Origin of the sequence: Sorangium sp. So ce117 (assembly GCF_051524395.1) — a bacterium.
Lineage (GTDB): Bacteria > Myxococcota_A > Polyangia > Polyangiales > Polyangiaceae > Sorangium > Sorangium cellulosum_B.
This window is the reverse complement of the sequence record NZ_CP150309.1, coordinates 4544615-4567529: the sequence shown is the minus strand read 5'-3', so window position 1 is coordinate 4567529 and position 22915 is coordinate 4544615. Positions and strand designations below refer to the sequence as shown.

Sequence of the window (22915 nt, the reverse complement as noted above, 5' to 3'; positions counted from 1 at the left end):
GTTCAGTGACGGGACCTCGGCGCCAGACCAGCTCAGTGACGGAAGTGCCGGGCCCCGGTGAACACCATCGCGATCCCCGCCGCGTCGGCCGCGGCGATGACCTCCGCGTCCTTCACGCTGCCGCCTGGCTGCGCGACCGCCGTGATCCCGTGCTCCGCGGCGAGCACCACGTTGTCCGGGAACGGGAAGAACGCGTCCGACGCGAGGACGCTCCCACGAGCCCGCTCGCCCGCCTTGCTGCAGGCGATGCGCACGCTCTCGACCCGCGACATCTGTCCGGCGCCGATCCCGACCGTCCGCCCCGGCATCGCGAGCACAATCGCGTTGGATTTCACGTGCTTGCAGACGCGCCAACCGAGATCGAGCGCCTCGAGCTCCTTCTCGGTCGGCGCGCGCTTCGTCACGACCCGGCCGCCGCGCACCTCGCCGGCCGCCGAGGCGTCCCGCTCCTGGACCACCAGGCCACCGCCGACGCGCTTGAACGTCAGCTCCCGGTGATCCGCGGGCAGGAGCGCGCCGGTGGCGAGCAGCCGGAGGTTCTTCTTGGTCCGGAGCACCTCCAGCGCCTCGGGCGTATACGCGGGCGCGACCACGCACTCCAGGAACGTCTCGACGAGCACCTCGGCGGCAGCGCGGTCGACCTCGCGGTTCAGGGCGACGATCCCACCGAAGGCGCTCACGGCGTCCGCGTCGCGCGCCGTCCGGTAGGCGGCCGCGACGCTGTCGCCGGTCGCGACGCCGCACGGGTTCGTGTGCTTCACGACGACCGCGGCGGGCTGCGCGAGCTCGCGCACCGCCTCGAACGCGGCGTCCACGTCGACGAGGTTGTTGAACGAGAGCTCCTTGCCGCCCGCGCCCAGCGACTCCGCCAGCGCGAGCGACCCCGCGGCCGCGCCCCGCTCACGATAGAAGGCGCCGGACTGGTGCGGGTTCTCGCCGTACCGGAGCGGATAAGCCCGCTCGAGGGCGAGCGTGAGGAAGCGCGGATAGGCCTCGCGCTCCGCCGCGTTCGGCTCGCCTTCCTCGGGGAGCGAGGAGAGGTAACCGGACACCATCCCGTCGTAGGCCGCCGTGTGCGCAAACGCCTTGGTGGCTAGCCGTCGGCGGGTGGCGCTCGACACCTCACCTTGCCTGTCGATCTCGGCGAGCACAGCATCGTAGTCGGTCGGATCGACCACCACCGCGACGCGCGCGTGGTTCTTGGCCGCGCTCCGCACCATCGACGGCCCGCCAATATCGATGTTCTCGATGATCTCGGGGTGCGTGACCCCCGGTTTCCTGACGGTCGCCTCGAAGGGATAGAGATTGCACACAACGAGATCGATCGGCGCCCCGCCGAGCCGCGCGAGGTCCTCGTCGTCGATCGCGCCGCGCATCAGGATGCCGCCGTGCACCCGCGGATGGAGCGTCTTCACCCGGCCATCCATGACCTCGGGAGAGCCGGTATAGGCCTCCACCCCGATGACAGGCACGCCGGCGTCCGCGAGCGCCCGCTGCGTCCCCCCGGTCGAGAGGATCTCCACGCCCTTCTCCGCGAGCCGCCTGGCCAGCGGGAGCAATCCCGTCTTGTCGGATACCGAAATCAGTGCGCGTCGAATCATTGCGACGCAGAGCTAGTGCGTCTCTGCGGCGACCGCCAGCCTATCCGACGGTGCCGCGCTCACGCGCCGGGCGGCGCGGCCGGCGTCGGCTCGCCCGCCGCGGCCGGCGGCGCCTTGACCGGCGCCGCCTCGACGACGAGCTCGCCGTCCCGGTACTCCAGGACGCCCTTGGGCGGCCCGAAGATCGCATAGGCGTCCGGCAGGATGAGCGCCTCACGGAGCACGTCGTCGACGTGCTCGACGAGCACGAGCCGCAGCGCCTTCAGCACCCGCCGCGGCACGTCCCGGAGATCCTTCCGGTTCTCCTTCGGCAGGATGACGGTCGCGATGCCGCCGCGGTGGGCCGCGAGCAGCTTCTCCTTGAGCCCGCCGATCGGCATCACGCGCCCGCGCAGGGTGATCTCGCCCGTCATCGCGAGATCCCTCCGGACAGGCACCTTCATGAGCGAGCTGACGAGCGCGGTCACCATCGTGACGCCGGCGCTGGGCCCGTCCTTGCGGACGAAATCGGGGAAGTGAATGTGGATGTCGACCTTCTGATAGACGTCCGCCTCGAGCCCGAGGCGGTCGAGGCGCGAGCGGACATAGCTCATCGCCGCGTGCCCGCTCTCCTCCATCCCCTTCTCGAGCAGCCCGGTGATCACGAGCTTGCCCTTGCCCGGCACCACCGTCGCCTCGGCCGGGAGCAGATCGCCTCCGACGTTCGTCACGGCGAGGCCGTTCACGAGGCCCACCTCATCGCGCTCCTCGCGCCGGCCGAGCCGGTACTTCGGGACGCCGAGGTACTTCGGGATGCTCTTGGCGACGACCTCGATCGGCTTCTCCTTGCCGTCGGACACCACCCGCCTGGCCACCTTGCGGCAGACGCTCGCGATCTCGCGCTCCAGCGAGCGAACGCCGCTCTCCTTCGTGTAGTGGTGGATGATCGTCCGGAGCGCGCCCTCCGTGAAGTCGAGCGACACGTCCTCGAGGCCGCACTCCTTGCGCTGCCGGGGCACGAGGTACTTCACCGCGATGTTCAGCTTCTCGAACTCCGTGTATCCCGAGAGCTGGATGACCTCCATGCGGTCCTGGAGCGGCACGGGGATGCCAGAGAGCGTGTTCGCCGTCGTGATGAACATCACGTCGGAGAGGTCGTAATCGAGATCCAGGTAGTGGTCGTTGAACGTGTGGTTCTGCTCAGGATCGAGCACCTCGAGCAGCGCAGCCGCCGGATCCCCGCGGAAGTCGGTCGACATCTTGTCGACCTCATCGAGCAGGAACACGGGGTTGTTCGTCCCGACCTTCTTGAGCGACTGGATCAGCTTGCCGGGCAGCGCGCCGATGTACGTCCGCCGGTGGCCGCGGATCTCCGCCTCGTCGCGCACGCCGCCGAGCGACAGCCTCACGAACTTGCGCCCCGTCGCGCGCGCGATCGACTTCGCCAGGCTCGTCTTGCCGACGCCGGGCGGCCCCACGAAGCAGAGCACCGGACCCTTGAGCTTCTTCGTGAGCGCCTGGACCGCCAGGTACTCGAGGATCCGCTCCTTGATCTTCTTGAGGCCGTAGTGGTCCTCATCGAGGATCCGCTCGGCCTCGACGAGGTCATAACGCTCCTCGCTCTTGTCGTACCAGGGGAGCTCCAGGATCCAATCGATGTAGTTGCGCACCACGGTCGCCTCGGCGCTCGTGGGGTGCATCATCTTCAGCTTCTTGAGCTCCTTCTTGACCTTCGCGGCGGCCTCCTTGCTCATCCGCTTGGTCTTGAGGGCCTCTTCGATCTCCTGGATCTCGTTCTTGAACTCGTCGCGCTCGCCGCCGCCCAGCTCCTTCTGGATGGCCTGCATCTGCTCGTTGAGATAGTACTCCTTCTGCGTCTTCTCCATCTGCTTCTTGACGCGACTCCGGATCTTCTTCTCCACCTGGAGAATCTCGATCTCGGCCTGCATCAACTCGATGAGACGCTCGAGCCGCTTCTGCGGCTCCTCCATCTCGAGCAGCGCCTGCCGGTCGGTCAGCTTGATGGTCGGCAGGTTGGCGATGATGGTGTCGGCCAGCCGCGAGGCCTCGTCGATGGCCTGCACCGCCATCAGGACCTCGGGCTGGATCTTCTTGTTGAGCTTGACGTACATCTCGAACGTCGACTGGACCGAGCGCATCAGCGCCTCGACCTCGACGCTCGCGACCGAGCTCTCGACGATCTCGTCGTATTCGATCAGGAAGTACGCATCGCTCTGGACGTAGCGGCGGATGCGCGCCCGGCGCTTGCCCTCGATGAGGACCTTGACGGTGCCGTCCGGGAGGCGGAGCAGCTGCATGATCGCGCCGACCGATCCGACGCCGAAGATGTCGTCCGGCGTCGGATCGTTCGTCTTCGCGTTGCGCTGCGCGGCGAGGAAGATCTCCTTGCCGCGGTTCATCGCCTCGTCGAGCGCGGCGATGCTGCGCTCGCGCCCGACGAACAGCTGCGAGACCATGTGTGGAAAGACGATGATGTCGCGAAGCGGGAGCAACGGGACGATCCCGCGCTCGGGTGCGTTCTTGCCGCGATCACTGTCGTTCTTGAAGAACATCCGCCGTCTTTCCGGGAGTATCGGGAGGTCGGGGCACCCCCGCCTCGGTTGTCACAAATGCCTTGATCTGATGCTGAACTTCCGCCGGTTCGCCCCGCTGCCCTCCAGGGACACGCGGCGCCGGCACGCTCGGAGAGGCCTCCGGGGGGCGAGGGCGCAGCTCGGGCCGCTCCTTGCGCCCCCGGCCCGCCGCCCCCCCGGGGGCGAGCGCTACGCGAGCTCCGCCTCCTTCGTGTACACGATGAGCGGAGGCTCGTGCTTCACGATCACGTCCTCGCTGACGACGACCTCCTTGATCCCCGTACGGGACGGGACGTCGTACATGATGTCGAGCATCGCCGACTCGAGGATGGCGCGAAGACCGCGGGCGCCGCTGTTCCTCTCGAGGGCCTGGCGAGCCACCGCGACGAGCGCGCCGCGGGTGAACTTGACCTTCACCCCGTCCATCTCGAAGAGCTTCTGGTACTGCTTGACCAGGCTGTTCTTCGGCTTCGTGAGGATGTCGATGAGCGCCTCCTCGTTCAGCTCGTGGAGCGTCGCCACGACCGGCAGGCGCCCGATGAACTCCGGGATGAGCCCGAACTTGAGGAGGTCCTCAGGCTGGACGACGCTGAGCAGGTCGCCCAGCTTGAAGTCCTTCTTCGCCTTGATGTCCGCGCCGAAGCCGAGGGTATTCTGGCCGATGCGCCGCTGGATGATCTGATCGAGCCCGACGAACGCGCCGCCGCAGATGAACAGGATGTTCGTCGTGTCGACCTGCAGGAAATCCTGCTGCGGGTGCTTGCGCCCGCCCTTCGGGGGGACATTGGCGATCGTCCCCTCGATGATCTTGAGCAGCGCCTGCTGCACGCCCTCTCCGGAGACGTCGCGGGTGATGCTCGGGTTGTCGCTCTTCCGGCTGATCTTGTCGATCTCGTCGATGTAGACGATGCCGCGCTGCGCGCGCTCGACGTCGTGATCCGCGTTCTGCAGGAGCTGAACGATGATGTTCTCGACGTCCTCGCCGACGTACCCTGCCTCGGTCAGCGTCGTCGCGTCCGCGATGGCGAAGGGGACGTTGATGATCTTGGCGAGCGTCTGCGCGAGCAGGGTCTTGCCGGACCCCGTCGGCCCCAGCAGGAGGATGTTCGACTTGGACAGCTCCACGTCGTCCGAGGAGACCCGGCTGTCGATGCGCTTGTAGTGGTTGTGCACCGCTACAGCGAGGATCTTCTTGGCGCGGTTCTGGCCGACGACGTACTCGTCCAAGGTCGCTTTGATGTCGGCGGGCTTGGGCACCGGGGTCGACCCCGCGTACGGCTCGTCCTTCTCGACCTCCTCCGCGATGATGTCATTGCACAGCCCGATGCACTCATCGCAGATGTACACCGTGGGGCCCGCGATGAGCTTCTTCACCTCTTTCTGCGACTTGCCGCAGAAAGAGCAGCTTAGATTGCCATTCGAGTGATCGTCCCGCCTTCGCTCCACTTCGACCCTCAGTGCGGTCTGCCGACGCTACCGCTTCAATGAGAGGTGGGGTCCCGCCGCGGCGGCGGCCCCTCCAACTTGCGGCGGGAACGGCTTCCACCGTCCCCTGTATTTTCAGCGATGCGCAGCCAAACGCCGCGCTCGGATTCTAGTGCGGTGCCCGTACCGTCGCAAGCTAACGGGGGTGGTCTCCAGCCTGTGGCCGAAGTCAGGGAATCACCCGATGGCGCCCCGCAGTCGGCCACCGAAGCGGCCGCGCATCGCGCGAAAAACGCGAAAAGCAGCGGATCGAGCGAGCGCAGCGCGGCGCGTGAGGCGCCGGGCCCGTGTGCTCCGCTGCTGCGCGCCCGCGCGCAATGCCCCGCCCGCCACAGCGGCGGGCCGTGGCGCGGACTCGCCACGCCGCGCCGCGGCGCGACCCGGGGCGACGCCGCGCCGGCCTTCACCCCGAGCACGCCCGCCGGACGCGGCGGCGCGGCCACCTACTTGTTCCGCTTCGGGAAGACCTCGTCGATCAGGCCATACTCCTTGGCCTGCGTCGCGCTCAGGTAGAAGTCGCGCTCGATGTCCTTCGCCAGCTCGTCCCGGTTCTTGCCGGTCGCGTCGACGAGGATGTCGATCAGCGTCTCCTTGATCTTCTTGATCTCGCGCGCCTGGATCTCGATGTCCGTCGCCTGGCCGCGCGCGCCGCCGAGCGGCTGGTGGATCATCATCCGCGCGTGCGGCAGCGCGAAGCGCCGACCCTTGCGACCGGCGCCGAGCAGCACGGCGCCCATCGACGCGGCCTGGCCGATGCACATCGTCGACACCGGGCAACGCACGTACTGCATCGTGTCGTACATCGCGAGCCCCGACGTCACCACGCCGCCCGGGCTGTTGATGTAGACCTGGATCTCCTTCTCGGGATCCTCGCTCTCCAGGAAGAGGAACTGCGCGATCACGGCGTTCGCGACGAAGTCGTCGATCTCCGTGCCGATGAAGACGATGCGATCCTTGAGGAGACGGCTGAAGATGTTCCACTCCCGCTCGCCGCGGTGGGTCACCTCGGTGACCGTCGGGAGGATGTAGGCCTTCTCGCGTTCGAGAAACTCGATGGCTTGGGTGCGGGTTTCGACTCGTCGGGTCATCCGGTGCTCCGGGGGGTTCGCTGCCGCGCGGCAGGGGCTCTACTCCTGGGCCAGACTGCGTCCGATCGCAAGACCGAACGCGCCCGAGGTTACCGGAAATATCGGCCGCTCGCCCATGGCGCACGGAACACGCGGCGCGCCGCGGCCCGCTCGATCCAGCCGCGCGCGCCCGACGTAGCTCGAGAGCGCGAGAGGCGCGACCTGGACAAACGGCGCACGCCGGCGCAGCAGAGCTGAGGCGCCGGCGTGCGGGGCAGGAGTCCGGACATTCCGCGCCGGACCGCTGCTGGACGAAGCTAGCTCGCGTCGGCGACCTTCGCCGCAGCCTCGATGATGTCGAGGATCTTGTCCTCGAGGATCATCCCGGCGAAGAGCTCGCGCTTCTGGGGCTCGCGGTACTCCGCCTTGATCTTCGCCACGTTCTTGCCGGTCTGCTCGGCGAGCTCCTCGTAGCCCTTCTCGAGGTCGGCCTCGGTGATCCTGACCGCCTTCGCCTTCGCGATCTCGGCCATGACCAGGCCCGCGCGCACCTTCATCTCGGCGTCGAGCCGCACGCGGGCGCGGAACTCCGGCGTCGGATCGACGCGCTGCCCCTGCCTCCGCGCCGTCGCGAGCAGCTCGCGCTCGGCGAGCTGCGCCTGCTGATCGACGAGCGACGGCGGGACCGGGATCGGGTTCGCCTTGCAGAGCTCCACAACGAGCTGCTCGGCGACGGCGTCGCTCGCCCGCTGCGTCAGCTCCTTCTCGAGCTTCTTGCGGAGCGACTCGCGGAGCGCGGACAGGCTCTCGTCGCCGCAGTCCTTCGCGAACTCATCGTCCACCTCCGGGAAGATGCGCTCCCGCAGATCCTTCAGCGTGATGTGGAAGGTCGCCTGCTTGCCCCGCAGATCCGCGTTGGAGTGCTGCTCGGAGAACGTGACCGAGACGTCCTTCGACTGGCCGGGCGTCATCCCGGCGAGGGCGTCCTCGATCTCCTTGAAGACCTGTCCGCTGCCGAGCTCGGTCTCGATCTCCTGCTCCTTCGTGTCGCGCAGCGCGCCGCCGACCTCGAGGGTGAACGCGATCGTCGCGACATCCCCCTTCGCCGCGGGGCGCTCCGGCTCGGGCGCCTGCAGCGTCGAGTGCTCGCGCCGGAGGGCGGTGATCTCGGCGTCGATCATCTCGTCGCTCGGCGTGGTCGAGGGGCGCTTCACCTCGAAGCCCTCCCACTTCACCTCGGCGATGTCGGGGCGGACCTCGAAGCGGGCCTTGTAGGAGAACGCGTCGTCAGGGCGGAGCTCGGTGGGCGCGATCGCCGGCTGGGACAGGGGCTGCACCTGCTTGTCGGCGAGCGCCTGGTTCAGCGTGGCGTCGACGAGCCGCTGGGCGACATCGGCGTGGATGCGGCCGCCGTAGAGGTGCGCGAGCACCTGGCGCGGCGCCTTGCCAGGCCGGTAGCCCCGGACCCGGGCCGTCCGCTGGAGCGCCGTATAGGCCTTGTCGACCTCGCTCCGGACCCGGTCCGCGGGGACCTCCACCTGAAACTCCATCAGCACGGGAGAAAGCTTTTCGACGTTGACTTGCATGGCGGTTTTTTCGAAGGGCGGCACTCGTGCCACGCGTCGCTGGGGGGGTCAAGACGAGCGACAGGACACTGCTTTAAAAAAAAGGAGCCCCGGCGGAGAGGCGGCCGCCGGGGCTCGGATCCCGGGAGGGATCGTGCAAGCTGATGTTCAGCGCCGCGCAGCGCCGGCGCTGGTGATGCGACGGAGCAGCAGCGCCGAGCGCGACCGCGAGGACGTGCGAGGACGTTGAAGCCATGCCGCACACCACCGCCGCCGCGCCGCCGCGCTCAGTCGTCGTCCGAGACGTCGAAGGGGTCCTTGTCGAAGTCGAGCTCGGCGTCGAAGGACCCCTCCTCCTCGACGATGTCCTCGAGCGAGAAGCCGACACGGCTCGGGCGGAGAATCTCCCGCTCGAACTCTGAGAAGCTCTGATACGACCTGGGAAGCGGCATCTGTCCTCCTCACATGTGCCGAGGCGACGTCGGTGCGTCGGTCTGCTCGGCGAAGCTGGGCACCACGTCCGTGATCAAGGGGCGGTCGACGTCGTCCCGCGACTCGAGGTCGAGGGTGGACGACGGCGCGAGCCGATCGCCGACCTGCGTTGAAGCGAAGGCGAAAGCACGAGGACCTGCGCAGGGGCGAGCGGCGCAGGGCCGCGCCCGTCGCCCCAGAAGGCGCGAGCAAGGACCCGATCGACGGGCCCCGGGTCGCAGCAGGCGAGCAGCGCCCCGCCGAGGCCGAAGCAGCGGCCTCGCCTCGAGGCTCGACCGCGCGCCCATGCCTTCGCCGTTCGGCCACCTTTGCCTACATCAAGCGACATGTGGGCACTGTAGATATCCCTGCCGTTCAGGCCAACAATCCGGCAAGCGATCGATGGGATGGCGGCGAGCGGGTGACGACGCCCCGCGCGGGTCACGCCCCCGAGGGCGCTCCAGCCCGGCGTCCAGGGCGAGTCCTGGGCGCCGCAGCCCAGCGTCCAGGGCGTCCCGGGGCGCCCGCGGCGGCAGCGCGCTGGGTCCGCGCGCTGGGTCGACCGCAGGACAGACCCGCACGCTCGGTCGAACGTTTGTGTCGAGGCGCCCGCTTCTCTCGACGTGCCGATGGGGGTCGTGTAAGCAGCCTGGTCGGACGCGACACAGCACGATGCCATCGCCCAACGAGGGGGGCGCGCCCGGCAAGCCCGGCTCCGCCCCCAAGCCTTCGCCTGTCATCTTCGCCGTCGCCAACCAGAAGGGGGGCGTCGGCAAGACCACGACCTCGGTCAACCTGGCCGCGAGCTTCGCCGCGGCAGAGTGCCGTACGCTGCTCGTCGACTGCGATCCGCAGGGGAACGCGTCGAGCGGCGTCGGCGTGCGGCGCGGGAGCTTCGAGCTGTCCCTCTACGACGTCCTGATCGGGCGGGCGGCGCTGAAGGACGCGATCGTCGCGACCGAGGTGCCGCTCCTCGGCGTGGTGCCCGCGACTCAGGACCTCGTCGCGGCGGAGCTCGAGCTGGTCGACGCGGATGACCGCGCGGTGCGGCTGCGCAACGCCCTGCGCCCGCAGCTCGCGGGCTACGACTACGTCGTGCTCGATTGCCCGCCGTCGCTCGGGCTCCTGACGCTGAACGCGCTCACCGCGGCGCACCGGGTGCTCGTGCCGCTCCAGTGCGAGTACTACGCGCTCGAGGGGCTGACGCACCTGATGGCGACCATCGACCGGGTGCGGAGCGCCTTCAACCCGGAGCTCACGGTCGAGGGCGTCGTCCTCACGATGTACGACGGGCGCAACTCGCTCACCCACCAGGTGGCCGACGAGGTGAAGGCGCACTTCCGCGTCTTCGACGCGATCATCCCGCGCAACGTGAAGCTCAGCGAGGCGCCGTCGCACGGCAAGCCGGCGCTGCTCTACGACGCGCAGTCGAAGGGGGCGCAGGGCTACCTGAGCCTCGCGCGCGAGATCCTGGACGGCCCGCCCGCCGCCGCGGCCGACACGAAGCAGCGGCCGCGCGGGGACGCCGCGGAGGCGAAGCCACCGGCCGAGCCTTCGCCCCCGCAGAACCCCGGAGAGCCCGCGAGGGACGCACGACCCAGATCATGAATGCCGATCAGAAAGGGGCGCGGCGCGCGCTCGGACGAGGGCTCGACGCCCTGCTCCCCGCGGCGCCGCCGGCGACAGCGACCGCGGCCGAGGGGCGCAGCGTGTTCGTGTGCGCGATCGAGAAGATCGTCCCGCAGAAGGGGCAGCCGCGGCAGCACTTCGACGAGACGGAGCTGGAGGAGCTCACCGGCAGCATCCGCGAGCACGGGCTCATCGAGCCGCTCATCGTGCGCAGGACGCAGGCGGGGAACGACGCCTTCGAGCTCATCGCGGGCGAGCGGCGGTGGCGCGCCGCGCAGCGCGCGGGGCTCAGGGAGGTGCTCGTCGTCGTCAAGGACGTCTCCCCCAAGGAGGCGTTCGAGCTCGCGCTCGTCGAGAACGTGCAGCGAGCCGACCTCAACCCGATCGAGATCGCCGAGGCGTTCGACCGGCTGCTGCGCGAGCACAGCTACACGCACCAGACCCTCGCCGAGCGCGTCGGCAAGGACCGCACGACGATCGTCAACTCGCTCCGGCTGCTCCGGCTGCCGCCGCGGATCCGCACCATGGTCATCTCGCGCGAGCTCAGCGAGGGCCACGCGCGCGCGCTGCTCGGCGCGCCCAGCGACAAGGTGATGGCCGACGTCGCGGAGCGGACCGTCCACGGCAAGCTCCCCGTCCGCAAGGTCGAGGCGCTGATCAAGGCGGCGAAGGAGAAGGAGCTCCGGGCCGCCGAGGGCGAGGAGCCGGGCGAGAAGAAGCGCGGCGGGAAGTCGCCCGCGATCAAGGACCTGGAGGCGCGGCTCGCGCGGCGGCTCGGGACCCGCGTCGAGGTGCGCGACGAGGGCGGCCACGGCGAGCTCGGCATCACCTACGGCTCGCTCGACGAGCTCGACAGGATCATCGCGCTGCTCGGCGCGTGACCCTGCGCGGCCGGCCCCCTCGCCCGCGCGCGCCCGAAGGCGCGCGGCCGGGCGCTACTTCAGCCTGGCGCTGAGCTCCTTCACCTTGGCGCGGGCGCGCTTGCCGATCTCGGTGTCGCCGCCGTGCTTCCCGGCCTCGGTGAGCGCGGCGATCGCGCTCTGCGGCTTGCGCTCGGCCAGGAACGACAGGCCGAGGTAGTAGTGCGCGGCCGCGAACCGCGGGTCCACCTTGATCGCCGCCTGGTAGTCGGCGCGCGCCCCCGGCTCGTCGCCGAGCTCGTGGCGGCACGTCCCGCGGCGCACGTGGAACTCGGCCTCCGGCTTCAGCTTGATGGCGCGGTCGAACGCCGCCACGCAGTCGGCGTAGGCCTTCGCCGGCCCGAGCATCCGCCCGATCGTCGCGATCGTCGCCACGTCGTCGCCGGTCGCAGCGAGCGCCTTCCTGAGCTCGGCCGCGGCCCGGTCGAGCACCTTCGCCTCGAACAGCATCGCGCCGTAGGCGAAGCGCGTGGCGGCCGAGTCCTCCGCCTTGAGCGCCGCCTCGTAGTGCTTGCTCGCGTTCGCGACGTCGCCCTTCAGCCCGTACGCGTAGCCCAGGTTCTGGTGGAGCGCCGCCCGGTCCGGCGCCTGCTCGATCGCCTTCGAGAGCACCGCGATCGCCTCGTCCGGCCGAGGCGGCTCGTCCAGGTAGAGCGCGGCCAGGTTCAGCGCGGCGGCCTCGAGCTTGGGATCGCTCGCGAGCGCCTTCTTGTACGACGCCTCGGCGCCGGCGCGATCGTTCGTCTTCTCGTTCGCGAGGCCGAGGTAGTAGTGCGCCTCGGCGCTGCCTGGCTCGTGCTCGATCGCCTGGAGGAGGTGCTGCTTCGCCTCCTCGTACTTCTCGTTCTTGATGTACGCGATGCCCCGGTCCAGCGCCGTGGACGACGCGCCCTTCGAGGCCGCCGCGTCGCTGCCTTCGGGCGGATCGGCCAGGAGCGGGTCGCGCTGGGGCTCCTGCGCCCCCCCGCACGCCGCGACCCACGCGGCGAGCGCCGCTGCCGCCAGGACCCGCTGCGCGGCGGGCCTCGCCGTCGTCGTCCACACCGCGCGCGTAAACCAGCTCTCGTTCATCCGACACTCCCTTCGCCGTCCAGGCCCTGGAGGACCGCGTGCAGCCGCTCCTCCACCTCTTGCGTCCGCTTGCCGTTCGCGATCTTCGTCCCGTCCGCGTCGCTCACGTAGAACACGTCGGCCACGCGCGTCCCCTCCGTGTTGATCTTGGCGACCGAGATCGAGAGGCCGAGCTGGTAGAGCGCGTCCGAGATCGCGAACAGGAGGCCGGGGCGATCGCGCGTGAGGACCTCGATCACCGTGTGGTGCGAGGCGCGATCGTCGATGGATATCTGCGTCCGGACCTTCGGCGTCGGGCGCTCGCGCAGCGCGCCGCCCCGGCGCTTCTTGGCGAGCTCGGCCCCGGAGAGCTGCCCCGAGAGCACCGCCTGGATGTCGGTCACGAGCTTCGGGATGGCGCGCGCCACCCCCCCTACCCCTTCGCCGCGGTCGCGCACCCAGAACAGGTCGACGGCCTGCAGGCGCACGCCGGCGGGCGGGGACGAGCCCGCCCTCGCGCGGATCACGCCGCCGTCGTCCATCCCGTGGTCGTCGCACGCGCGCGAGTGGATCTGCGCCGCGTGGACCTCGAGGCGCGAGGCCGCGAGCGCGGCCGTGATCGCCGCGAGCAAGCCGGGGCGATCCGGCGCCACCACGCAGACCTCCGCGGCCTCCGGGTGGCGCGACGGGACGAGCGCGACCGAGACGCTGTTGGCGCCGGACTGCTGCTGCCGGGCGAGCTCCGAGTGCGCGGCGATCGCGGCCGGGCTGTTCGCGAGCAGGTAGCGCTCGGGCATCGACGCGAGGTAGCGGGCCAGGAAGTCCCGCTGCGCGCGCCGCTCGGCCTCGCTCGCGGCCGGGAGGTCCTCGAGGGCGCCGACCGTGCCGCTGATCGCGCGGGCCATGCGCTGGTCGTCGATGTCGAACGACCCCGCGTCCTCGCGCGCGCCGCGCAGGGCCCTGTCCGCGGAGAGGTACAGCTCGTCGAGCATGCGCGCCTTCCACGACGTCATCGACGTGGGGCTCGTGGTCGAGATGTCGGCGACCGTGAGCAGGTAGAGATCGCGCAGCCCCTCGCGGCCGTGCACCTCCTGGCAGAACTCCGAGATCGTCGCGGGATCATCGAGATCGCGCCGGGTCGCGATGAGGTACATCACGAGGTGCTTCAGCACGAGGTGGCACGCCTCGTCGATGTCCTCCTGAGGGAAGCCGAGCCGCGCCAGGATCTTCCGGGCCATCTCGGCGCCGCGCCCGCTGTGATCGGTGCCCCCGATCGCCTTGCCCACGTCGTGCAGGAGCGTGGCGAAGAACAGCATCGTCGGCCGCGTCGCCTCGGCGGCGAGCCGGCACGCGAGCCCGAACTCGCCCGCGAGCTCGCCCCGCACGAGCGCCGCCAGCCGATCGACCGCGGCGACCGAGTGAACGTCGACCGTGTACACGTGGTAGACGTCGTGGTGGACGCGCCCGACGACCGGCAAAAACTCCGGGATCATCGCGAGCAGGAGGCCGAGGTCGTGCAGCTCGCGGACGACCGAGCCGCTCTGCAGCTCCGTCTCCTTGCACGTGGCGACGAGGGTCCGGAACCGCTCGGCGGCCTCGGGGCTCTCGCGGAGCGCCGCGCAGAACGCCGGATCGCCGGCGGCGCGGACGATCGCGCCGCGCGCGTAGGGCAAGAGCGGCACGCCGCGCTCGACGGCCTCGGAGACGAGCCGCAGCGCGATCGCCGGATCGGTCCTCAGCAGATCCGGATCGCTCATCGTGATGCAGCCGTCGAAGAGGCGGACCCCGGCGCCGAGGTCCTCGTCGCGGCGGCGGCGCCGCGTCAGCGTCGGCGTGGCGCGCGAGACGATCATGTCGAGGGAGCGCGAGATGGTCCGGGCGCTCCGGTAGTAGTCGCTCATCATCCGCTCGATCGCCTCGGGCGACACGGCGGCCTCGCCGGGGGGCGGCGCGCCCTTCCGGCCGGCGTCGGCCGGACCGGCGCCCTTGCTGTAGCCGAGCGCGCCTGCGCAGAGCTCTTGCTCGTCGAACGTCAGCCGGTCGGTCCTCCGCCCGGAGTGGGCGTGGAGCAGGTTGCGGATGCGCCAGAGCATCTCCGCGGCGCTCCGGATCTCGTCCGCCTCGCGGGCGACGAGCGCGCCGAAGCGGACGAGCGCGTCGAACTCGCCGACGCCGTAGCGCGCCTTCGCGGCCCAGCGGGCGACGTCGAGATCGCGCAGCCCGCCCGCGCCGTTCTTCACGTCCGGCTCCAGGAGGTAGACCGAGCCGCCGAAGCGCTCGTGCCGCTGCGAGATCTCCTTCCCGAGCCGCTCGATGAAGCGGGGCAGCTCCGAGTGCGCGAAGATGCCCGACGAGGCGCGCTGCCAGAGCGACTCCGACAGCGACGCGTCGCCGACGACGTGCCGCCAGTCGAGCAGGCTCGTCGCGGTGGGCAGGTCCTCGCGCGCGCCGTCGATGAGGTCGTCGATGGTGACGACCTGGTGCCCCACGGCGACCCCCATGTCCCAGAGCGGGTAGAGCAGCGCGTCCGCGATGGCGCTGGCGCGCTGGGCGTTGTGGGCGAGGATGCGCAGATCGAGGTCGCTCCGCAGCGCGACCGCGCCGCGGCCGTAGCCTCCGACGCCGGCGATCGCGACCGAGTCCCACTCCTTGCGGCTGGGCCCGCCGGACTCGCGCAGCAGGTGGAAGAGGCGCGCCAGGAGATCGTCGAGCAGGCGCGCGTGGCGCCGCCCCAGGGCGACACCGACGGCGGCCGGGTCCGCGGCCGGCGTGGGGCCGCTCGGCGCCGTGCGATCGAGCTCGGCGCGCTCGCGCGCATAGGCGGCTCGGAGCTCGACGAGCCCGCTGGGCCTGGACGTGGGGGAGAGGTCGACGCTCATGCGGTGTCGTTCTGCTTTCTCAGGCGCCCGGGGCGCGGAAGGCGGTGACGTGCGCGTTCACCTTGACCGGCGTGAGGCCGGCGCCGCAGAGGCGCGGCGCCTCGCTCGCGGCGGAGAACAGGAGCCCGCCCGGGCCGAGCTCGGCCGCGAGGCGGCGCGCCACCGCGTCGCCGGCGGGCTCTGCGAGATACAGGAGCACGTTCTTGAAGAAGATGATCTGGAACCCGCCGCTCGGCACGGCGTGCACCAGGTCGCAGACCTCGAAGGACACGACGTCGCGGAGCTGCTGGCCGACGTGCAGCGCGCCGCCCTTCTCTTCACAGTAGCGCTGAACGAAGGACGGGGGGAGCTGGTCGACGGCCTCGGCGGAGTAGACGGCCTCGCGCGCCGCCTCGATCGCCGGAGCGGCGCGGTCGACCCCGAGCACGCTGAAGCGGCGGCCCGCGCTCGCGAGCACCATCGCCAGGGTATAGGCCTCCTCGCCGGTGCTGCACCCGGCCGAGAGGCCGGCGATGGGCAGGTCGGGCGGGAGCCTGGGCAGCACCGAGGTGGCGATGGCCTCCCAGATGATCGGGTCGCGGTAGAAGCGCGTCTCGCCGACGCGGAGCGCGCTGACGATCTCCTCGATGGCCTCCCTGTCGTCCCGCAGCCGCTCGGCGGCCGCGAGCGGCGACACGCCGTGGCGCGCGGCCACGGCGCTGAGCACGGCGAGGACCCGCTCGCGCACCCAGCCCGGGGCGGCGAGGCTGCGGCCCAGGCCGAACCGGCGCTGCAGCTCGGCGAGCGCGAGGTCGACGGCCCGCTGGGCGGACCGCGCCGCAGGACCTCCTCCCGCTCTCGACGATCGGGCCATCGAAGGTCGTCGCGATCAGCCGAGGAAGCCGGCTTTCCTGGTCTGGGCTCCCTTGCCGCCGCCGTCGAGGGCGATGGCGAACACGTCCTTCAGCGCGAGCACGAACGTCTCGCCCTTGGTGCTGCGCGCCTTGAGGAGCCCGCCCGCGCTCGACACGGCCTCGATCTTGGTCACCGGGAGCGACACGCCGTCGTGCGCGGCGTAGATCGTGAGCACGCGCCCTTCAGGGAGCTCGGCCCAGCCGTCTTTGTCGGTCTTCGCCTCTGCCGTCTCGAGGGCTGCCTTGAGTAGGTCGTCGGTCATGAGCAACGTTTCCGTCCCGCGCCCTGCCGCGTCAAGCACGTGCTCGCCCTTACCGTGATGCAAGGCGATCGGCGTCCTGCGGGGCCCCCTCCGTGGTACCGTACTGTGCGGATGTCGAGAAGGCCGCCCAGCCAGCCCCCCCCGCGAGGGGCCCCCCCGGAGGCGCAGCAGGTGGGCAACATGCCGCCGGGGTGGCAGCCGGAGGATCACCTCTTCGTCGACGACATCAAGAAATCGTTCGGGGCGACGAAGGTGCTGCACGGCATCACGATGCACCTCCGGCGGACCGAGACGGCGGTGATCATCGGCGGGTCGGGCGCCGGCAAGACCACGCTGCTCCGGCTGCTCATCGGGCTGGAGCGGCCGACCACCGGCCACATCTGGGTCGACGGCGTGGACATGGGCGCGCTCGACGATTTCGAGATGAACCGGATGCGCCAGCGGTTCGGCATGGTGTTCCAGTACGCGGCGCTGCTCGACTCGCTGACGATCTTCGACAACGTGGCGTTCCCGCTGCGCGAGCACCGGAAGCACATGTCGAAGCGAGACATCCGCGACAAGGTCGTGGGCATGCTGAACTCGCTCGGCCTCGAGAACAAGGAGGACCGGATGCCGTCGGAGCTGTCCGGCGGGCAGCGCAAGCGCGTGGGCCTGGCGCGCGCGCTGATGCTCGAGCCCGAGATCCTCATCTACGACGAGCCGACCAGCGGGCTCGATCCGCTGACGAGCCGGATGGTCGACGACCTGATCGAGGAGACGCGGGCGCGCTTCAAGGTGACGAGCGTGGTGATCTCGCACGACATGGCGAGCACGTTCCGCATCGCGCACCAGGCGTTCCTCGTGATCCAGGGGCGCGTCGTCGCGTCGGGGACGCCGGACGAGCTGGCGCACGGCGACAACGAGCAGGCGCGCCAGTTCATCGCGGCGTCGGGGGTGGCGACGGATGAGGTGTCGCGGGTGAACCGGCCTGCGCTGGCGGACAGCACGGGCGGGCGGGTGATCGAGTTCAGGAAGGCGGCGGAGTAGGGCGCGCAGGTGCGCGGCGCTCCGCCCGCGCGCGCGTCGGGCCAGCGGCGGGGCGGACGCAAGGTTACCGCCACTGGCCACGGTGATCTCGACCCGAGCGACGAGGCGAAACGAATGGATCGGTGGTTCTGGATCGGCCTCGGCGGTGCAGCGGGGACCCTCGCCCGCTACGGGCTCTCGACGTGGTGCGAGCAGCGCTTCGGCGCCGGATTTCCGTATGGGACGCTCGCGGTCAACGTGATCGGGTCGTTCTTGCTCGGCGCCATCGGAGAGATCGCCGCGACGACGGAGCTCCTGTCGCCCACGCTCCGCCTCAGCCTGAGCACCGGCGTGATGGGCGGCTTCACCACGTACTCGAGCTTCAACAACGAGACGATCCGGCTCATCGAGTACAAGTCGTGGGCGGCGGGGCTCACCAACATCGCGATCACGCTGGTCGCTTGCTTGCTCGCCGGCGTCCTCGGCATGGTCATCACGAGGCGGCTCATCGCGGGCTGAAGGCGTGGAGACGGGCCGTGGAGGGCGCGGGCGGCAGGCGGCGCCGCCCGTGGTCCTGGGGGATGAGGCTCAGCCGTCGGCGCCGAGGCTCGGCGTCGTCTCTCCCTGCGCCGGCGGTGCAGCGCCCGGCGCTCCGCCGGCGGCGGGCGGGGGCGTCTCTGCGCCGGACGAGGGCTTTTCTCCGGCGGGCGGGGGCTTCTTGCCGGAGCTGCCGGAGCGGGCCTCGAACATCCATGCGGCCTTGTTCAGCTCGGGGACCAGGATCGTTCCATCGACCCGGCGCGCCGCGCGGAAGGCGCGGAGAATCTTCTCGATCACGATCGCGACCCGTCCGTCCTGCAGATCGAGCGCGCGCTGCGTCACCCGTCGCCCCGCGGCGATCTGGACGCTGGCGACGCCGCGCACCCGCTGCGCCGTGACCCGGAGCGCGGCCGCGCACTCGGCACCGACGCCGTAGTCCTCGAGGAGCTTCGCGTCCTGCGCCGGATCGGCCCTTCGGGTCTCGTCGATGAAGCTCGCGAGCGCCTCGAGGCCCTTGGCGAGGCTCTCGGAGGAGTCGGCGCGCCCCACGACGGCGTCGACCCGCGCCATGCGGCGAGCGCCGAGCGCGTTGCGCAGGCCGTCGTAGCAGAGATCACGCTCGCCGATGCCGTCGCGCATCGCGCTCCGCTCCTGCACCTCGAGCGCGGCCCTCGCGCCGGCCGCCTCGGTCGCCTCCGCGTCGTGCGACCGCTTCATCGCCTGGAGCCTGCCCGCCTCGGCGACGAGCAGCGGCAAGAGCGCCGCGGGCATGCGCACCTTGCCGCGCTGCGCCTCGGACAGCGAGCCCAGGATCCGCCGCGCCGAGGCGACGAAGTGCGGGGCGTCATCGATGAGGCTCTGCGAGTCGATGCGCGTCCCTTCGGCGACGAGGTCCTCCTCGGGGATGCCCGCGTAGGTGCCTGCGGCGAACGCGCCATCCGCGGGGCCGAGCTCCCTCGCGAGCGCGTCGAGGGTGATGGTGGCGGGTGAGACGGTCGGTACCTCGGCCGGCGATACCGCCGGCGCGGGCTTCTTGGTCTTGGAAATGGCCATGAAAGAAGAAGCTATGAGAAGGCGTCAATGAAAGGAAAGGGAGCACTCCAGCGAGCACAGTCACGTCGCGACAGCCCGATCCGATGACGCTCAGGGGCGCACCATACCCGGGACACGGCACGCGGCCGCCAGCAGGGACGCGCATGGCAGGGTGCGGCGCGCGCGAAGCGCAGGATGAGCAGCGCCACGACGGCCGAGGATCGCGCGCGAGGCCGGCGGGCGAAAGCGCGGGACGGCGGTCGCACCCGCGCACCACGCGCCGGGACGCGCGCACCACGCGCCGGGACGCGCGCACCATGCGCCGGGAGCGCGCGCACACCGCCCAAGCAGCACGCGGGGGCCATTGCACGCCACGCGCCAGACACGGCAGAACCCAGCGCACGATGCGCCGGGAGCGCGCGCACCACACGCCATGAACGCGAGCATGACGCACGAGGAGCGCGCGCATGATGCGTCGCATCCATTTCACTCCCCCTCCCTCTCAGCCACCAGCGCTTCCTCATGGAGGTCGCCTGCGGGCGAAGCTCAGCGCGCGCGCTCTGCAGCGCGAAGCAGCTCGTCCCACGCGGGCACATCGAGGCTGCCGAGGGGCTGGGCAAGCGCCGCGGCCCGCTGCGCGGCGGATCGAGCGTCTCCGCCGCCTGCCCCCGTGAGGCGCCGCGCGAGCTCCCGGTGCGCCGCGACCGCGAGCGCGCGGCTCATGTGATCCTCCGCGGTGTCACCGAGGAGCGCCTCGGCCTGGCGGGTGAGGTCGCGCGTGGCCGCGACAGCGCCGTCTCCCTCCGGCTGGAGTGCGGCCCGAAGCAGCTCGACGAAGAGCTGCGCGCGAAGGCGTGATCGCCGGTCCAGACCCAATCGCCCCCAGTCGGCGATCCGAACACGCGCGTTGTCAAACCACGAGGCGGCGCCTCCAGGATCCCCCGTGACCATCGCGAGGAGCCCGGACGTCACCGCGTGGAAGGCCGCTGCCCGGCAACCGCCGTCTAGATCGAGCTCCGAGCGCAATTGAACCGCTGCACGCCTCGCTCGCCTGAGGATCTTCGAGGCCCGATCCTCGTTTCCCCGAATGATCTCGACGAGCGCCACGGCGATCTCGCGGCGGCCAGCGAGGCTCGCGTGCTCCGCCGGCCAGGCAGTGTCCTCGACAGCGGCTTGCTCGAGCTCCCGGAGCGACGAATCGATGTTGCCGGAGAGGAACTCAATGTCCGCGCAGGTGATGCGAAAGACCGCACGCCTTCCCTCGAGGTGCTTCTCGTGCAGTTCGGGAGAGGCCAGTGAACGGCCAAACGCCAGCGCGCTGGCGACGCGGCCGCGCTCAACCCGCCGGAGAATGTGCGATAGAAGGTTGGCGAATGGCACGTAAGGGCGCCATCGATGGGCTCCTCCCTTCGGTTCCATGACGAGCAACTGGTCGAGCAGATCCGCGTGCTCGAGGTGACCGAGGCACCACTGCACGAGCGCGTTCGCCTGCCGCACATCCGGCAACTCGATCGCGCCGGCGCCCCCTCCACCGGACTCGGCGCCGACGAGCGAAAACGCCCGGTTCGCATGGACGACGGCGGCATCGGCACGATCCTGCGCGGCCACCGCGATGGCGAGGTGCGAGAGCGCGACGGCGGTCAGCTCCGCGTCGTCGGCCTCGATGAGAGCCAGAAGGTCGGAGTACAGCGCCTCGGCCTCGCCGAAGCGCCGCTCGGCGAGCAGCGCATTGGCGACGCGCAGCATCCGCCTCGCCCGGAGGGGCGGCGCGACCTCGGCGATGCCGCGCTGCTCCATTGCGTGCAGCTCGCTCAACAGCGCGTCGGCCCCGCTCTGGACGAGGAAATCACTGACCCACGGCCCGACCACCAGATCGCCGCCGAAGAGCGCAAGCGGCGAGACGGCGCGAACGAGCAACAGCACGTCGCCGTCGCGCGCGCTCACGCTCCCCAACACCGTCGTTGATAAGGAGGGAAGCGCTACGCGGGCAACGCCCACGAACGACAGGGACCCCCGCGCGCCGCTCCCCAGGTCGGCCTCGCGCGCGCCCGCGTCCTCCTCGATGACGTACTCCCCGCTCCGGATCGACCACACATCCGGCGCCGCCGTCGCGAAAACCTGAACGAGCGCAGTCGGCAGCATCACCACGACCTCACCGCGGGACGAACCGAGGACGTTGCGCTTCTCGTTCCACAGCGCGAAGAAGCGCGCCCAGGCCTCCTTGTCCGCGTAGGCCGCACGCGATGCGTCGACCAAGTAGATCGCGCCAGTGAGCTCCTCGGGTGGGTCGAGGAGCGGAAGCAGGACGCGATCCGCGAGCTCGCCGTCGGTGAGCGGCGTGTCTTCGATCCGCGCGTTGTATGGATCCAGCCTGACGAGGCGAACCTCGGCGCGCCCGCCACGCGGGAGCTCCGCGGCGAGCTCAGCGACCAACTGATCCGCAGCGCGAGGGCTCGCGCAGCGCGCCAGGTAGAGGTGGAATCGCCGCGAGAGCGCGAGCGCCCGGACCAGCCGCGAGCGCTCCCCGCCCGCGGCGCCGGTCATGCGCTCTTCTCCCCCGCGGCGTCCTTCGCGTCCGGAACCGGCCCCGCGAGCTCCTGCATCCCGGCCACCGACGGGTGGACGTCGACCCACTCGTCGTCGTTCAGATAGCGCAGGATGACGTTGTTCTGGAGCAGGTGGTCGGCGGCCTCGCGCTCCTGCTCGTTGTTCGTGATGAGCCGCTTCGTGCGGTTCACCGTGGCGAGCCACGGGATCGCGCCGCTGTCGTAGACGATGCTCCGGTAGGCGTTCCCCGCGCGGTGGAGCTCGCGCTCGAGCGTCTTTGCTTCCACGGGGAACGTCTCGAGCTCCAGCAGCGTCTGGAGCAGCCGCACGAGTTCGCGCGGGTAGCCGCCCGACCACAGCGCGATATCGCGGATCCGGCTCCGGAGCGCCGCCTTGCCGAAGATCTCCTCGAGCGCGGCCTCATCGATACGCTTCTTCACGAGCTCCGTGATGACCTCGACCCCCTCGGGGTGGAGCGTGCCCCCGGCGTCCCGGACCTTGATCATCGGCAGGAACGACACCGGGGGCTCGACCATGCGGCGCGCGAGCGCCGGCGGGATCGTGTAGAGCACGTGCACCGGCAGCTGGAGGTAGGGCGCGCCGGTCGAGAAGATACGCTCGGCGCTCTCGAGCACCGGCTTCCACGTGAGGCTCGTGCCCCGGAGCTTCTCCAGCGAGTCGAAGAGGATCACGAGGCCGGAGCGCCCGAGCTTGCGCGCTCGCCAGTCGAGTTCCCGGAGCTCGTCGTGCACGAAGCGGACGAACGTGGAGAGGTGCCTGGCCACGATCTCGCGGACCCGGTGGCGTACGGTCGGGTTGGTCTTGAGGTTGAGCTCGACCCCGGTCTTCGCCCCCGCCTCGACGCCCGCGGTGAGCTTTCCAATCTCCACGTCGGTCCGCGAGAGCCACGCCCAGAGCCGCCGGTGAGGCCCGTCCGTCAACGCGCTGGCCGCGTCCTCACCCTCCGCGGCCAGGACGGTACGCTCGGTGTGGAGCAGCACGAGCGCGAGCACGTCCGAGATGTCGATCTCCACGGTGAGGTCGAGGACATCGTCCGCGTCGATCAGGACCGTGAGGAGGTTGCGCCGGTTCTGATCGGAGAGCCTGGCGGCGAGGCGCTGTATCTCGGTGCTCTTTCCCGTGCCGCGGAGGCCGGTGAAGAGCTGGCAGACCGGCGTCCTGGAGAGCTCGATCTGGCGTGCGAGCTTGTTCGTCCAGTGAGCCCCGCGGACGCCGTGGACGTCGATGTCCACGTTGCGCTCATCGCCCGGCGACAGCGGCTCGTCGGGGTTGCAGCGGTTGTAGATCTCCTGGAGGCGCTCGAACTCCATCGCCGGGAAGGTAGCCGACGGCACCATGCTCGTCAGGGAATTCGCGCCGCCCGTCGGCACCGCC

Annotated in this window: 17 protein-coding genes; 4 read left to right on the top strand and 13 right to left on the bottom strand. The window is 70.5% G+C overall.

The window, feature by feature from the left end; translation table 11 throughout:
• Window positions 1-32: 32 nt before the first annotated feature.
• The 6 genes from purH to WMF46_RS16985 form a co-directional block, all read right to left on the bottom strand.
• On the bottom strand, window positions 33-1601 hold the full coding sequence (purH, locus tag WMF46_RS17010) for a bifunctional phosphoribosylaminoimidazolecarboxamide formyltransferase/IMP cyclohydrolase (RefSeq protein ID WP_437986564.1): 1569 nt from the start codon (window positions 1599-1601) through the stop codon (window positions 33-35).
• A 59-nt stretch (window positions 1602-1660) separates the two neighbouring features.
• Window positions 1661-4153 (bottom strand): endopeptidase La, encoded by a 2493-nt coding sequence (gene lon / locus WMF46_RS17005; RefSeq protein WP_437986563.1) that lies wholly within the window; start codon window positions 4151-4153, stop codon window positions 1661-1663.
• Window positions 4154-4363: 210 nt separating this feature from the next.
• The gene (gene clpX / locus WMF46_RS17000; RefSeq protein ID WP_012235779.1) at window positions 4364-5620 is read right to left on the bottom strand and encodes an ATP-dependent Clp protease ATP-binding subunit ClpX; all 1257 of its coding nucleotides are present in this window, start codon (window positions 5618-5620) and stop codon (window positions 4364-4366) included.
• Window positions 5621-6102: 482 nt separating this feature from the next.
• Window positions 6103-6747, bottom strand: a complete 645-nt coding sequence (locus tag WMF46_RS16995) for an ATP-dependent Clp protease proteolytic subunit (protein ID WP_012235778.1) — start codon at window positions 6745-6747, stop codon at window positions 6103-6105.
• A gap of 296 nt (window positions 6748-7043) precedes the next feature.
• Window positions 7044-8312, bottom strand: coding sequence for a trigger factor (tig, locus tag WMF46_RS16990; RefSeq protein ID WP_437553051.1), 1269 nt, complete (start codon window positions 8310-8312; stop codon window positions 7044-7046).
• A gap of 266 nt (window positions 8313-8578) precedes the next feature.
• Window positions 8579-8743, bottom strand: a complete 165-nt coding sequence (locus WMF46_RS16985; protein ID WP_012235776.1) for a hypothetical protein — start codon at window positions 8741-8743, stop codon at window positions 8579-8581.
• Window positions 8744-9434: 691 nt separating this feature from the next.
• Here WMF46_RS16985 and WMF46_RS16980 point away from each other — a divergent pair.
• The gene (locus WMF46_RS16980; protein WP_437986562.1) at window positions 9435-10370 is read left to right on the top strand and encodes a ParA family protein; all 936 of its coding nucleotides are present in this window, start codon (window positions 9435-9437) and stop codon (window positions 10368-10370) included.
• Window positions 10367-11272 (top strand): ParB/RepB/Spo0J family partition protein, encoded by a 906-nt coding sequence (locus WMF46_RS16975; protein ID WP_437872509.1) that lies wholly within the window; start codon window positions 10367-10369, stop codon window positions 11270-11272. Before WMF46_RS16980 ends, WMF46_RS16975 begins: the two co-directional genes overlap by 4 nt.
• Before the next feature lie 54 nt (window positions 11273-11326).
• On the opposite strand, the gene WMF46_RS16970 is transcribed toward WMF46_RS16975, so the two are convergent.
• The 4 genes from WMF46_RS16970 to WMF46_RS16955 are packed head-to-tail and all read right to left on the bottom strand — an operon-like array spanning window position 11327 to window position 16396.
• Window positions 11327-12382 (bottom strand): tetratricopeptide repeat protein, encoded by a 1056-nt coding sequence (locus tag WMF46_RS16970; protein WP_437986561.1) that lies wholly within the window; start codon window positions 12380-12382, stop codon window positions 11327-11329.
• Entirely contained in the window at window positions 12379-15240 is a 2862-nt protein-coding gene (gene glnD / locus WMF46_RS16965) for a [protein-PII] uridylyltransferase (RefSeq protein ID WP_437986560.1), read from the bottom strand. The genes WMF46_RS16970 and glnD overlap by 4 nt, the downstream gene beginning before the upstream one ends.
• Before the next feature lie 19 nt (window positions 15241-15259).
• A complete protein-coding gene (locus WMF46_RS16960; RefSeq protein ID WP_437872506.1) occupies window positions 15260-16093 on the bottom strand; it encodes a CheR family methyltransferase in 834 nt (277 codons plus the stop codon).
• 15 nt (window positions 16094-16108) lie between these two features.
• Window positions 16109-16396 (bottom strand): hypothetical protein, encoded by a 288-nt coding sequence (locus tag WMF46_RS16955; RefSeq protein ID WP_437986559.1) that lies wholly within the window; start codon window positions 16394-16396, stop codon window positions 16109-16111.
• Between the two features lie 180 nt (window positions 16397-16576).
• Between WMF46_RS16955 and WMF46_RS16950 the strand changes: the two genes are divergently transcribed.
• The gene (locus WMF46_RS16950) at window positions 16577-17422 is read left to right on the top strand and encodes an ABC transporter ATP-binding protein (protein ID WP_437910995.1); all 846 of its coding nucleotides are present in this window, start codon (window positions 16577-16579) and stop codon (window positions 17420-17422) included.
• A gap of 114 nt (window positions 17423-17536) precedes the next feature.
• Window positions 17537-17920, top strand: a complete 384-nt coding sequence (crcB, locus tag WMF46_RS16945; RefSeq protein WP_437986558.1) for a fluoride efflux transporter CrcB — start codon at window positions 17537-17539, stop codon at window positions 17918-17920.
• Between the two features lie 69 nt (window positions 17921-17989).
• Here crcB and WMF46_RS16940 read toward each other — a convergent pair whose 3' ends face one another.
• The 3 genes from WMF46_RS16940 to WMF46_RS16930 all read right to left on the bottom strand — a co-directional run bounded on the left by WMF46_RS16940 (window position 17990) and on the right by WMF46_RS16930 (window position 22878).
• Window positions 17990-18994, bottom strand: coding sequence for a hypothetical protein (locus WMF46_RS16940; RefSeq protein ID WP_437986557.1), 1005 nt, complete (start codon window positions 18992-18994; stop codon window positions 17990-17992).
• Window positions 18995-19519: 525 nt separating this feature from the next.
• The gene (locus WMF46_RS16935) at window positions 19520-21517 is read right to left on the bottom strand and encodes a hypothetical protein (RefSeq protein ID WP_437986556.1); all 1998 of its coding nucleotides are present in this window, start codon (window positions 21515-21517) and stop codon (window positions 19520-19522) included.
• On the bottom strand, window positions 21514-22878 hold the full coding sequence (locus WMF46_RS16930) for a hypothetical protein (RefSeq protein WP_437986555.1): 1365 nt from the start codon (window positions 22876-22878) through the stop codon (window positions 21514-21516). Before WMF46_RS16930 ends, WMF46_RS16935 begins: the two co-directional genes overlap by 4 nt.
• Window positions 22879-22915: the final 37 nt, after the last annotated feature.